Raw genomic sequence first — 12,604 nt, forward strand, 5'->3', positions numbered from 1 at the left:
GCACGGAATGGCCCATCTGAGCGCCTTGCAGGTCGCGAGGGACCTCGAGTCCACTTCGGGGAGAACCTCGCTAGAAAAGGCCATTACGGGCCGTTGGTGCGATGCCGCAAGATCTTCGGCCAGCCGACGCCGACCCAACTAGCGCCTTCGTGCCTCGAAAGGTAACAAGGTGAACAGCACGGTGATGGGCAGGACCAGGAACACGACCGGCACCATCATGAAGACCTCCTTGCGGGCGGCCGTCTCGATCAGCTCGCGCCGGCCGGCCTCGCGGACGTCGGCGGCCTGCGCGTGCAGCACGTCGGCGAGCGGCGTGCCGCGCTCGACCGCGACCGCCACGCCCTGGGCGAAGCGCGCGAGCAGTGGCAGTCCGGTCGCCGCCGCCATCGCGTCGAACGCTCCCGCCACCGGCTCGCCGGTGCGGATCTCGGCCAGCACCCGGCCGAGGTCGGCGGACAGCTCGCCGCCGCTGCGGCGTACGACGCGGTCCAGTGCCGCGACCGGGCCCTCTCCGGCCGCGACCGCGAGCGCGAGCAGCTCGGCGACCGTCGGGAACTCCGCGAGGATCCGCCGCTCTCGGCTGCGGACCTGGCTGGTGAGGTGGGTGTCGCGGGCGAGGACGCCGACGACGAACGCGATCACGCAGAGCAGCACTGACGTCGCCGCGGAGCCGGGCGCGGTGAGCATCCGCAGCACACCCCAGGCCGCGGCGAGCGCGAAGCCGACCACGCCCCACAGGACCTGCTCGACGCGGAACTCGTGCACGGTCTTGTCGAGCCCGGCCCGCTGCAGGCGTCGCTGGACGGAGGTCGCCCCACCCAGCACGCGTTCGACCGCGTCGGCGGCCGAGCGCAACAACGGGCCGAACACGCCCGCCGCCGCGGAGGTCGGCGAGGTCGACACGACCCGCAGCTCGGGTGAGCGACCGACCTGCGGCAGGTCGCGGACATAGGGCAGCACCCGGACCGCCAGCTGCGGCCGGCGGACAGCCCGCACCCGGGCGGCGACCAGCAGCACACCGCCGCCGGCGACGGCGCCGAGGAACCCACCCCAGACGGCGGGAGTCACGAGAGGATCCGGCGTTCGGTGGGGAGCCGGCCGATCCGCATCATCAGCCGGTAGGCGACGACACAGGCGCCGGCACCGACGGCGAGCACGACCACGCCGCCGGGTGAGGCATACCGGTGGATGACGTCGGACTGGAAGGACATGAACAGCAGCACCAGCCACGGGGACGCCACGGCCAGCCTGGCCCCGTTGACAGTCCAGGCCTGGCGGGCCTCCAGCTCGGAGCGGGTGCGCGCGTCGTCTCGGAGGTACGACGAGAGGTTGCGCAACAGCCGGCCGAGCTCGCCCCCGCCGACCTCGCGGGCGATCCGGAGCCCCTCGACGACGCGGTCGCCCACCGGGTCGGCGAGCCGCTCCTTGAGCCGGTCGAGGGACTCACCGAAGCGGCCGGTCACCTGGTAGTCCAGCGCGAACTGGTCGAACGCGTGGCGCAGCGGCTCGGGCCCGCGAGTGCCGAGCGCGGCCAGCGCGTCGGGCAGCGACATGCCGGCTCGCACGGCGGAGGTGAGGTTGTCGACGGCCTCGGGCCAGACCTCGGCGAGCTCGCGCTGGCGCCGGCGGGCGCGTCCCGAGACCACCGCCACCGGCATCCAGGCGCCCATCAGCCCGAAGGCCAGTGCCACCGGCGGGGTGCCCGAGACGGCCTGGAGCACCACGGTGGTGAGCACGCCGCTGACGATGCACAGGACCACGAACCCGGTCACCGAGACCGACCCGAGCCCGGCCCGCGCCAGCAGCTCGTGGATCCGTCCGCGGCCGGCCGGCTCGGACCGTGGGCTGCGCGGCAGGGCGAACGCGGTCCACACCAGCATCAGCCCGACGCCGACCCCGAGCCCGACCAGCGCGCCCATCAGGACTCCTCGCTCAGCAGCCCGAGGACGTCGATCCCGATCCGCTCGTAGCGCTCCGCGTGCGGCGGCATCCCGCCGGTGCGGCGAAGCTCGCCGCCGCGACGCTCGAAGAGCGGCTCGGTCTCGATGATGTCGTTCTCGACCCGGCCGGGGACCCCGACGATCTCGTTGACGCGGCGTACGCCGTGCTGGTCGATGCCCAGGTGCACCACCAGGTCCACGCTGGCCGCGACCGTGGGCACCACGAACCGGGCCGAGATGTTCTCACCAGCCAGCAGCGGCAACGTGCACATCTTCACCAGCGCCTCGCGGGCGCTGTTGGCGTGGATCGTGCACATGCCGGGCAGCCCGGCGTTCAGCGCGAGCAGCAGGTCGAGGCACTCCTCGGCGCGGACCTCCCCCACGATGATGCGGCTGGGCCGCATCCGGAGGCTCTCCTTGACCAGGTCGCGCAGCCGGATCTCGCCGGTGCCCTCGAGCCCGGACTGCCGGGTCTGCAGGGGCACCCAGTCGGGGTGCGGGAACCGCAGCTCGAAGACCTCCTCGGCGGACACCACGCGGTCTCCACCCGGGATCGCGGCGGCGAGGCAGTTGAGCATCGTGGTCTTGCCGGCCTGGGTGCCGCCCGCCACCAGCACGTTGAGCCCGGCCCGCACCGACGCCTCGAGGAACGCCGCGGCGCCCGGCGTCAGGCTGCCGAGCTCGACGAGGTCGTGGAGGCGCGCGGCGCGCAGCACGAACTTGCGGATGTTGACGGCTGAGAAGCCGCGGCTGATGCCCTCGAGCACCACGTGCAGCCGGTGCCCCTCGGGGAGCATCGCGTCCACGAACGGCTGGCTGATGTCGATGCGCCGCCCGCTGCTCTTGAGCATCCGCTCGACCAGCTCCTGCACCTGCGCGGAGGTGAGCACCAGCGTGGTCAGCTCGTGCCGGCCGTGGCGGGCGACGAAGACCCGGCTCGGGTCGTTGATCCACACCTCCTCGACCGCGGGGTCGTCGAGGAACGGCTGGAGCGGCCCGAACCCGGAGACCCGGGCGACGAGCTCGCCCACCATCGAGTCGACGTCGGGCACGGGCGCGACCGCGCCGGTCAGGCTGCGGTTGTCGTGGTCGCGGACCACGCTCTCGGCGATCCGGCGGACCAGGTCGGCCTCACGCTGCGGGTCCACCGCCTCGCGGCGCACCACCTCGCGCACGTGCTGGTCGAGCTGCTCGACGAGCTCCTCGTGCGCGTTCGCCGTACGCCGTGGCGCGGGGTGCCCGGCAGGTGTGGTCGAGATGTTGGTCGACGGGTGGGTCGATGGGTGCGTCAGTGACATCAAGTCCCCCGAGATGGTTCCTTGAGCGGCAGTCTTCCAGCGGAACGGCCACGCCAAACCCGCGTCGGTCGATGCCTGTGGACAACGAGCCGGGCGGCGGGTGGTTCCGACCGTTCGTGCCGGCACCGGAGCCGGCCCACCTCGACCTCTGTCGTTTGGTCACCAACCGCAGGAGATAGCGCCCAGAAGATGCCGTTGGTGACCAAACGACAACAGGTCACGCGGCGGCTGGCCGGAGGACGTCATACGGACGGAGCAAGCGGTTGCTCCAGCCGTATGACGTCCCGAAGGCAGCCTCGGACAAGCGGGAGGACCCCCGGACAAGCGGGAGGACCCCCGGGCAAGCCGGGGGTCCTCCGCTTTCGACCGAGCCGAACCCCTCAGGACAGCTCGACGAGCAGTTGGCCGCCGGTGACGGCCTCTCCGGGCTTCACCAAGACCTGGCCGACGGTGCCGGCGGCAGGCGCGGTGATCTCGGTCTCCATCTTCATTGCCTCGAGCACCACCAGGACGGCGCCGGCCTCGATGGCCTCGCCCTCCTCGACCAGGATCCGGGCGACGGTGCCGGCGAGCGGGGCGCGCACACCCTCGCCGTCCGACGCGCCACCGGCGGGCGCGCCGTTGCTGGCCGCCACGGGCGGCGCGAAGTTGCCACCGGCCATGAAGATGCCGAGCGTGGGCGGCTGCTCCTCCTCGACCTCGACCTCGACCTCGTAGACCTGGCCGTTCACGGTCACCTTGAGCTGCATGTCCTCACCTTCACCTTCACCTGGCACTTCACCGGGCACCGTGGATGATCCGGTGACCCTGGACGGCCACGCGGCCCTGCTGAGCCCACGCCTGACCGGTCCGGTAGTGCACCTGCTTGACCTTGGCGCGATGGCCCAGGAACGACGCCACCGCGGCGGAGATCGCGATCACGACCTCCTCGGGGATGTCCTGCTCTTGCCGCGCGCGTACGGCGGCGACCTCGGCCTCGAGGGCCGCCACCCGCTCGGTGAGCTCGCGGACCGCCGCGAGCAGCTCCTGCTCGGTGCTCACGTCGGGCCCAGCCCGTGCTTCTTGGCCGGCCGCACGTCCCGCTTGCTGGCCAGCATCTCCAGCGCCCGCGACAACTCGGCCCGCGTGCAGCACGGGTCGATGATGTCGTCGACCAGGCCACGGCCGGCGGCGACGTACGGCGTGGAGAACGTCGAGCGGTACTCCTCGACCAGCTCAGCGCGCTTGGCCTCGGGGTCGTCGGCCTCGGCGATCTCGCGCCGGAAGACGATCTCGGCGGCACCCTCGGCGCCCATCACCGCGATCTCGGCGGTCGGCCAGGCGAACACCTTGTCGGCGCCCAGGTCCTTGGAGCACATCGCGACGTACGCGCCGCCGTAGGCCTTGCGCAGCACGACCGTGAGCTTCGGGACCGTGGCCGCGGAGTAGGCGTAGAGCAGCTTCGCGCCGTGGCGGATGATGCCGCCGTGCTCCTGGGCGACGCCCGGCAGGAAGCCCGGCACGTCGACCAGCGTCACCAGCGGGATGTTGAACGCGTTGCAGAACCGCACGAACCAGGAGCCCTTGTCGGAGGCGTTGATGTCGAGCACGCCCGACATGACGCTCGGCTGGTTCGCGACGATGCCGACGGTCCGGCCGGTGATCCGGCCGAAGCCGATCACGATGTTCTGCGCGTAGCCGGCCTGCACCTCGAGGAAGTCGGAGCGGTCGACGATGTGCGAGATGACCTCGCGGACGTCGTAGCCCTTCTTGTCCGAGACCGGCACGATCTTCGGCAGGTCGTTGTCGCGCTCGATCGTGTCGTCGGGGTCGACGATCGGCGGGTCCTCGGTGTTGTTCTGCGGCAGGAAGCTGAGCAGCTTCTTGGCGATCAGGATCGCCTGCTCGTCGTCGTCGGCCACGAAGTGCACCACGCCGGAGCGCGCCATGTGGGCGTCAGCCCCGCCGAGCGCGTCGGAGGTCACCTGCTCACCGGTGACCTGGGCGATCACGTTCGGCCCGGTGATGAACATGTGAGCCTTGCGGGTCTGGATGATGAAGTCGGTCAGCGCCGGGGAGTACGCCGCGCCGCCGGCACACGGGCCGGCGATGATCGCGACCTGCGGGACGACGCCGGACAGCAGCACGTTGTGGTAGAACACCCGGCCGTAGCCGGCAAGCGAGCCGATGCCCTCCTGGACCCGAGCCCCGCCGGAGTCGTTGATGAACACAAACGGCGTGCCGGTCGTCAGGCTGGCCTTCATCATCGCGACGACCTTGTCGCTGTGGACCTCGCCCGCGGAGCCGCCGGCGACCGTGAAGTCCTGGCTGGCCACGTGGATCGGGCGGCCGAGCACGGCGCCCTCGCCGGTGACGACGCCGTCCGCGGGGTAGTCGACCTTGTCGAGACCGAAGTACGTCGACTGATGCCGGGCGAACATGCCCGTCTCCTGGAACGTCCCGGCGTCGAGCAGCGCGTCGATCCGCTCGCGGGCGGTCAGCTTGCCCGCGTCGTGCTGCTTCTGCAGCCGGGACTCACCGCCGCCCAGCTTGACCTTCGCGCGGCGCTCGTTGAGCTCGTCGATCCGATCGTCGATGGTGGCGTGGTGGTGCTTGTGCTTGCTCACCGCAATCCCTTCAGGCTCGCTCGACGGTCACGTCGTGTTTGTGGCCGTTCATCGAGACGGCGTAGTGGATGGGTCCCTTGACCGGCCCGGTGCCGGGGGAGGCCGCGGCGGCGAGCTTCTCGGCCGCCTGCTCCGCGGGGTCCTTGCCGACGTTCTTCGGGCCCTCGGGCCGCTCGAGGAAGAACTTCGGCGCGACGCCCGGGAACATCGCGTAGGTCAGCACGTCCTCGTCGGTGCCGTCGGCGCCCTCGAGGGCGTTGGCCTCGTCGCAGAGCTTCTGCCACTCGGGCTCGAGCAGGTCGGCCGGCCGCACCGTGATCACGTCCTTCTTGGTCTGCTCCCGGGCGGCCTCGATGATCTCGGGGTCACGGGGGCCGATGGCCTCGCCGTAGTAGCCGAGCATCAGGTCGGCGAACTCGGCGGTGAGGACCTTGTAGGGGCCCATCAGCACGTTGAACACGGCCTGGGTGCCGACGATCTGGCTCGACGGCGTCACCAGCGGCGGGTAGCCGGCGGCCTTGCGGACCCGCGGCACCTCCTCGAGGACCTCCTTGAGGCGGTCGCCCGCGCCCTGCTGGCGCAGCTGCGACTCCATGTTCGAGATCATGCCGCCGGGGATCTGGCTCTTGAAGATCTCGGTCTCCACGCCGGTGATCGCCGACATGAACTCGGTGTACTTCGGGCGGATCACCGCGAAGTGGTCCTTGATCTTGAGCAGCCGCTCGTCGTCGAGGCTGGTCTCGTACGGCGTGCCGTGCAGCATCTCGACCAGCGACTCGGTCGGGTTGTGGCCCGGGCCCATCGAGACCGAGGAGATCGCGGTGTCGACCACGTCGGCGCCGGCCTCGATCGCCTTCATCAGGCTGACCAGCGTCACGCCGGTGGTCGCGTGGCAGTGCACGTGGACGCGCACGTCCTGGCCGAGCGACTCCTTGATCGCCCCGACGATGTCGAAGGCCGGCTGGGGCCGCAACAGCGCCGCCATGTCCTTGAGGCAGAGCGAGTCGCAGCCCAGCTCCATCAGCTCGTTGGCCATGTCGACGTAGCCCTGCACGGTGTGCAGCGGGCTCTCGGTGTAGCAGATCGTGCCCTGGGCGTGCTTGCCCACGCGGCGGACGGCCTTGATGGCCTCGCGCACGTTGCGCACGTCGTTGAGGGCGTCGAAGGTCCGGTAGACGTCCATGCCGTTCTCGGCGGACTTCTCGACGAACTTGTTGACGACCGTGTCCTCGTAGTGGCGGTAGCCGAGGAGGTTCTGGCCGCGCAGCAGCATCTGCAGCCTGCTGTTGGGCATCAGCCGGCGGAAGGTGCGCAGCCGCTCCCACGGGTCCTCGTTGAGGAAGCGGATGCAGGCGTCGTACGTCGCCCCGCCCCAGCACTCGACGGACCAGTAGCCCGCCGCGTCGATGTCCGCGCACGCGTCGACCATGTCCTCGAGCGCCATGCGGGTCGCCATCAGGCTCTGATGGGCGTCGCGCAGGATCAGCTCGGTGACCCCGATCTCTCGTCGTGCCGAGGCCGCGGCGGTGGCGCCGACGCCCCCTGTCTCGGTGTCGCCGTTGGTCATGGCTTCACTGTCGCAGAACCGTGGGAGCGGTGCCCCGGGTCCTTGGTCCCTCGTCCCCGGGTCGTTGCTCGTCCGTCCCGGGACGTCCCGGGAACGGAGTCCCGGGACGTCCGGTCAGTCGTCGCGCAGGAGGTCGGTCAGCGGCGGGTCAGCGGAACCGCAGCGTGCCGGCGAACCAGTGGTCGGTCCACAGCCGCTCGGTGCGCACCCGGGTGCCGGAGTACGGCGAGTGCAGCACCCAGCGGTGCCCGTGGATCAGGCCGGCGTACACCCCGACGTGGTAGACCCCGCCGCCGTTGGTGAAGAAGATCAGGTCGCCGCGGCGCATGGCGCTGCGCTTGATCCGCTTCGCGAAGTGCGCCTGGGCCGAGGACGTCCGCGGCAGGTGCTTGAACCCCGCCTTGCGGTAGCTGTAGAAGGTGAGCCCGGAGCAGTCGAACCGGTTGGGCCCGGCGGCTCCGGCGGCGTACGGGTCGCCCTTCTGGCGGACCGCGATGCGGACCGCCTCGCCGACCTTCTGGAGGGTGGCCCTCCGGGCGGCACGCTGCTGGGTCTCCTGGGCGGTGGCGCCGTGGGCCCGGTCGAGGCCGACCGGCGCCGTGGTGAGCAGCCCGATGGCGAGCGCGCCGCTGGCGAGGGCGCGCAGGATGAGTGTCGTGTGGCGGTACATAGGTGTGGTGTCCTTCCCACGCCTGTGAGGTGAGCTGTCGGGTTCGGGCGTGGAAGGTGCCCGGCCACCGGCTGGTGGCTTCACCCCGAGCGGTCCCTGGTTCTGGGACGGGACCGCGAAGGTGGGTCCCCCACTCCTGCCCCGGATGTTGTCGACCGGTCACGGACGGGCAGGACTCGGCGTACCCGCGACCGGTTGTGCATGGTGCAAACGGTCGAGGAGGCTAGCCAGACGACCCGCCCGATCACGACTCGACGACGGCCCGGACGCGTGGCGCGGGTCACGCTCCCCGCGTGGATCCGGCGCCCGGTTGGACGAAGGTCACACCGCGACGCGGCCCTCGTCGAGCCGGACGACCCGGTCGGCGACCTCCCACACGCGCCGGTCGTGGGTGGCGACGAGCACCGCCGTACCGCCTCGCGCGGCGGCCGCGAGCGCGGCGACCACCTGCTCGACGTGGTCGTCGTCCTGGTGCCCCGTCGGCTCGTCGAGCACCGCGAGCCGCGGGCCCAGGACGAGCGCGCGGGCCACGGCGGTGCGCTGCTGCTCGCCGAGCGAGGTCTCCAGCATCCCGCGCCGGGTGAACGACGAGAGGTCGAGCGCCTCGGCGAGCGCGGCGAACGCCGGGCCGGGGTCGGTGCCGGCGCGGTACGCCGGCAGGCAGACGTTGTCCTCGACCGTGAGCCCGGCCAGGAGGCCGTGCTGCTGGGGCACGACCGCGACCACCGCCCAGTCGGCGACCTCGGCGGCGGGGCGCCCGGCGACGGTGACCACGCCGCGCTCGGGGGTCTCGAGCCCGGCGGCGAGGTGGCAGAGCGTGGACTTGCCGGAGCCGGACGGGCCGGCGAGCGCCACGAGCTCCCCCGGCGCGACCACGAGCGACACGTCGTGCAGGACCTCCACGCGTCCGGTGCCGGCGCCGTAGCCGTGGCTGACCGAGAGCACCTCCAGCACGCTCGTCATCTCTCCTCCGGGCGCCGCAGCCGGACCTCGTCGCCCACGGTCTCGACGACCACCCGGCGCGAGGGGAACAGCTCGAGGACCGCCGGCGGGAGCTGCAGCCGGCCGGTGGAGTCGATGACCGCGGCCGCCGCGTTGGTGCCCGCGGTCTCGCTCGAGAGCACGCCGTGGCGCAGGTGCAGCAGCCGGTCGGCGCGGTGGGTGACCCGGTCGTCGTGGCTGCTGATCACCACGGCCGACCCGGCCGCCGCGGCGGCGAGCAGCGCGTCCATCACGAGGTCGGCGTTGGCGTGGTCGAGCTCGGCGGTGGGCTCGTCCGCCACCACCAGGGCCGGCGCCCCGACGAGGGCCAGCGAGACCGCCAGCCGCTGCTGCTCGCCGCCGGACAGCGCGTTCGGCAGGTGCTCGGCCCGGTCGGCGAGCCCGACGGCGGCGAGGGTGTCGTGCGGGTCCGCGGTCTCGCCGCCGCGCCAGGCCGCGACCTGGCGCAGCTGGTCGACGGCCCGCAGGTGCGGGAAGATCCCGAGCGCGGAGCGCTGGGGCACGAAGCCGATGCCGCGGCGCCGCAGCCCGCGCAGCTCGCGGGTGGACGCCTCGCCGACGTCACGCCCGAGCACCTCGAGCCGGCCCGCGCTCGGGCGGTCGCGGGCGCCCAGGAGCGTCAGCAGGCTGCTCTTGCCGCTCCCCGACGGTCCGGCGACCACGGTGAGCGCACCGGGGTGCAGCTCGAGGCCGAGGCCGCGCAGCGCGTGGGTCTCCCCGGTCGCAGAGCGGAACACCTTGACCAGGTCCTCGCAGGCCACGGCCGCGACGCTCGTGGGCTCAGCCGCCGGCACGGAGCACCTCCGCCGTACGCCGACGGGCGGCGCGCCGGGCGCCGACCAGCCAGGCGACCAGGACGATCGCGACGAGCACGGCGGCCAGCGTGACCGCGTCGCGGACCCCGGGCCGGGGTCGCGCCAGCGGCGCGATGCTCGTGGTCGCGTCGATCATCGTGGGGGCGGCCACCAGCACCGCGACGCTCAGCCCGGCCGCGACCAGCGCCACCCCGACGGCGCGCCCGATCTCCCAGGCCCGCGACCGGGCCAGCTCGCCGTTCGAGAACCCGACGCGCCGCAGCAGCACGTCGGAGACCGCGTCGCGGTCGGCCAGCCGCAGCGCGAGCACCAGGGCTGCGGCGAAGCCGAGGACGAGCACGACGCCGCCGAGCGCCGCGACGTACGCCGCCGCCCACGTCGAGGCGACGAGCCCGTTCGCGACACGCCGGCCGTCGGCGGTGACCAGCTCGCCGTCCCCGGCGACGTGCGCGGCCCGCAGGGTGTCCCGCAGCTCCGCGGAGGACCCGTCGGACCACACCCAGGAGGTGAAGGCACCGGCCTCGCCACTCGTCGCGCCCTTGCGGCGGGGGTCGATGGTCTGGGGGACGAGCGGGAAGATCCGCCGGGAGCTGATCACCACGGTGTAGTCGTTCGGCTGGCTCTCCGACCCCGGGAAGGCGTCGACCACGCCGACCACCTGGATCGGCACCTGCACGCCCTCGGAGTTGAAGTCGAGCGCCGCCTGGTCGCCGGGCTCGAGCTCGGTCTCCCCCGCGATGATCACCGGCACGCCCTCGGCCTCCTCGGCGAGCCGCGGCACCAGGGCGCGCCCGGCGTCGAGCTCCCCCGACGCGCCCCAGTCGGCGACGTCGGCGAACGTCTCGGGGTCGATCGCCAGCAGCGGCTGGTCGCCGAACCTCGGCGGGACCACGACGCCATGACGCCACACGACCGAGGTGCCGGGCGCCGGCGCGGTGACGGCCACCCGCCGGCCCTGCCCCCGGAAGTCCTCGGCGACCTCCATCGAGGAGCTGGCCCCGGCGAGCGCCGCGGTCTTGTCGGCCACGCCGTCGTCGATGCCGCGCTGCACCGCGAGGGTGTAGGCGAACATCCCGAGCGCGACGGCGACGACGGCCGCGAGCGCGCTCACCTCGCGCAGCACGGTGCCGCTGCGCCGGGCCGCCAGCCAGCGCGCGCTGCCCGCCCGCGAGCGCAACCGCCACCGGCCGGCCAGGAGGGCGGCGGCCCGGGTCACCAGGATCGCGACCGTGGTCGCGACCAGCAGGGGCAGCACGATCGCGAGCGGGGTGCGACTCCGTTCCTGGGGCTCGAGCGTGAGGACGGCGATGCCGAGGACGACGGTCGCGACCAGCACGGCCGAGCCCCACGGGACCGTGATCCGGCGTCCACCCAGCCGGGACAGTCGGGCCTGGCGGTCGGCGGCGAGGCCGGTGGCGCCCGCGACCGCCGCGACGAGCACCAGCCCGACCGCCGACGCGGCCGCGGCGCCCACCAGGTCGGCCCCGCCGACGTCGACGCCGACGCCGCTCGGCGGTCCCGCCGTCAGCACCCCGGCGACACCGAGGCCGAGCCCGGCGGGCACCGCGACCAGGCACACCGGGACCACCTCCAGGGCGCCCAGCAGCGCCAGCTCCCAGGGCCGCAGGCCCAGCCCCGAGGAGAGCAGCTGCTCGCGGCGGCGACTCAGGCCGAGGAGCACCCAGGCCGCGGCCAGGAGCAGCGCGGCGAGCAGCTGCCCGCCCACGGCGTACGGGCGCACCTGCACCCGCGCGGTGTCGGCGGTGGTCTCCGCGCCGGCCACGATGCCCGGGAGCCCGGTCGCGATGTCGAGCCGGGCCGGATCCGGCTCGCCGCTCCGCAGCGCGGAGCCCAGGTCGGTCGCCAGGTCGACCGACTCCCGGCCGACCGCCTCCACCCCGCGAGCGGCGGCCGTCGCCTGCGCCGGGGTCAGGTCGTGGTCGAGGACCAGGTCGGCGGTGAAGACGACGGTCTCGAAGATCCTCATCGACATCTTCTGCAGGGTCGGCAGGCTGACGATCGCGAGCGGTGCGCCGACGCCGGGGCTGTCGGGCTGGAACGGCACCAGCCACCGGTCGGAGGCGGGCAGGTCGGCGAGCACGGTCGGCAGCACCGACCCCGGGGGCGTGGGGTAGGTGCCGAGCAGCGTGGTGCGGGCCAGCGTCGGCCGGCCGTCGAAGAACGTGTCGATCATCGCGAGCGAGACCCGGTCGCCCGGCTCGACGCCGAGCTCGGCGGCCGTGGTCTCACTCAGCCAGACGCCCTCGGCGTCGGGGTCGCCGCCGAGCCGTTCGATCGCGCCCTCGTGGAAGAACATCGAGGCCGGGCTGCGCCGGTCGCCGGCGACGGCGTACGCGCGCCGCATCCGGCTCTGGCCGAATCCGCTCGCGCCGAGATCGGGCTCGCCGTACGCCGGCAGCGCGTCGAGCCGGTCGAGCACCGTCTGCAGGTCCCGAGGCGGCAGGAATGCGTCCCACACCACCCGGAGATCGGCGGAGCCCGGGCCGAACGGGCTGCCGGCGGCCGCGCGCAGGCCGGTGTCGAGGGCGCTGGTGCGGGCGGTGGCAACGAACAGCGGCGGAGCCGCCACCGAGGCGACCAGCAGCGTCGTCGCCACCACCACCAGCAGCAGCCAGCCCGGGGTCCGCGCCAGCCGGGTCGGTGCTGCCCACCACAGCGGATGGGCGGCGGGCCGGTTCACCCGGC

General features: G+C 73.2%; 11 protein-coding genes and 1 riboswitch. All 11 genes read right to left on the bottom strand.

From position 1 onward, the window contains the following. Nucleotides 1-138 precede the first annotated feature (138 nt). Nucleotides 139-1,068 carry a type II secretion system F family protein gene (locus QQZ14_RS10990; RefSeq protein WP_284534313.1) on the bottom strand — a complete coding sequence of 310 codons (930 nt, stop codon included), beginning with the start codon at nucleotides 1,066-1,068 and terminating at the stop codon, nucleotides 139-141. Next, nucleotides 1,065-1,919: a type II secretion system F family protein gene (locus QQZ14_RS10995; protein WP_284534314.1), complete on the bottom strand. Its 855-nt coding sequence runs from the start codon at nucleotides 1,917-1,919 to the stop codon at nucleotides 1,065-1,067. The genes QQZ14_RS10990 and QQZ14_RS10995 overlap by 4 nt, the downstream gene beginning before the upstream one ends. Further along, entirely contained in the window at nucleotides 1,919-3,238 is a 1,320-nt protein-coding gene (locus QQZ14_RS11000) for a CpaF family protein (protein ID WP_284534315.1), read from the bottom strand. The genes QQZ14_RS10995 and QQZ14_RS11000 overlap by 1 nt, the downstream gene beginning before the upstream one ends. Nucleotides 3,239-3,618: 380 nt before the next feature. Further along, nucleotides 3,619-3,987, bottom strand: a complete 369-nt coding sequence (locus tag QQZ14_RS11005) for a biotin/lipoyl-containing protein (RefSeq protein WP_284534316.1) — start codon at nucleotides 3,985-3,987, stop codon at nucleotides 3,619-3,621. Nucleotides 3,988-4,015: 28 nt separating this feature from the next. Next, nucleotides 4,016-4,279: a hypothetical protein gene (locus tag QQZ14_RS11010; protein ID WP_284534317.1), complete on the bottom strand. Its 264-nt coding sequence runs from the start codon at nucleotides 4,277-4,279 to the stop codon at nucleotides 4,016-4,018. Then, nucleotides 4,276-5,844: an acyl-CoA carboxylase subunit beta gene (locus tag QQZ14_RS11015; RefSeq protein WP_284534318.1), complete on the bottom strand. Its 1,569-nt coding sequence runs from the start codon at nucleotides 5,842-5,844 to the stop codon at nucleotides 4,276-4,278. Before QQZ14_RS11015 ends, QQZ14_RS11010 begins: the two co-directional genes overlap by 4 nt. Nucleotides 5,845-5,854: 10 nt before the next feature. Beyond that, nucleotides 5,855-7,411 (bottom strand): methylmalonyl-CoA carboxytransferase subunit 5S, encoded by a 1,557-nt coding sequence (locus QQZ14_RS11020; protein ID WP_284534319.1) that lies wholly within the window; start codon nucleotides 7,409-7,411, stop codon nucleotides 5,855-5,857. Nucleotides 7,412-7,559: 148 nt separating this feature from the next. Beyond that, nucleotides 7,560-8,081 carry a C40 family peptidase gene (locus QQZ14_RS11025; protein ID WP_284534320.1) on the bottom strand — a complete coding sequence of 174 codons (522 nt, stop codon included), beginning with the start codon at nucleotides 8,079-8,081 and terminating at the stop codon, nucleotides 7,560-7,562. 10 nt (nucleotides 8,082-8,091) lie between these two features. Then, nucleotides 8,092-8,263, bottom strand: a riboswitch (cyclic di-AMP (ydaO/yuaA leader). 139 nt (nucleotides 8,264-8,402) lie between these two features. Continuing rightward, a complete protein-coding gene (locus QQZ14_RS11030) occupies nucleotides 8,403-9,044 on the bottom strand; it encodes an ABC transporter ATP-binding protein (RefSeq protein WP_284534321.1) in 642 nt (213 codons plus the stop codon). Beyond that, nucleotides 9,041-9,877 (bottom strand): ABC transporter ATP-binding protein, encoded by an 837-nt coding sequence (locus tag QQZ14_RS11035; protein ID WP_284534322.1) that lies wholly within the window; start codon nucleotides 9,875-9,877, stop codon nucleotides 9,041-9,043. Before QQZ14_RS11035 ends, QQZ14_RS11030 begins: the two co-directional genes overlap by 4 nt. Then, nucleotides 9,864-12,599, bottom strand: coding sequence for a hypothetical protein (locus QQZ14_RS11040; RefSeq protein WP_284534323.1), 2,736 nt, complete (start codon nucleotides 12,597-12,599; stop codon nucleotides 9,864-9,866). Before QQZ14_RS11040 ends, QQZ14_RS11035 begins: the two co-directional genes overlap by 14 nt. Nucleotides 12,600-12,604: the final 5 nt, after the last annotated feature.

The sequence above is a fragment of the Nocardioides sp. T2.26MG-1 genome (assembly GCF_950101795.1).
Taxonomy (GTDB): domain Bacteria; phylum Actinomycetota; class Actinomycetes; order Propionibacteriales; family Nocardioidaceae; genus Nocardioides.

Excerpts from the sequence above, each read along its gene's own strand:
- QQZ14_RS11005 (WP_284534316.1), bottom strand. The coding sequence starts at position 3,987 with ATGCAGCTCAAGGTGACCGTGAACGGCCAGGTCTACGAGGTCGAGGTC.
- QQZ14_RS11030 (WP_284534321.1), bottom strand. The coding sequence starts at position 9,044 with ATGACGAGCGTGCTGGAGGTGCTCTCGGTCAGCCACGGCTACGGCGCC.
- QQZ14_RS11020 (WP_284534319.1), bottom strand. The coding sequence starts at position 7,411 with ATGACCAACGGCGACACCGAGACAGGGGGCGTCGGCGCCACCGCCGCG.
- QQZ14_RS11025 (WP_284534320.1), bottom strand. The coding sequence starts at position 8,081 with ATGTACCGCCACACGACACTCATCCTGCGCGCCCTCGCCAGCGGCGCG.
- QQZ14_RS10995 (WP_284534314.1), bottom strand. The coding sequence starts at position 1,919 with ATGGGCGCGCTGGTCGGGCTCGGGGTCGGCGTCGGGCTGATGCTGGTG.
- QQZ14_RS11000 (WP_284534315.1), bottom strand. The coding sequence starts at position 3,238 with ATGTCACTGACGCACCCATCGACCCACCCGTCGACCAACATCTCGACC.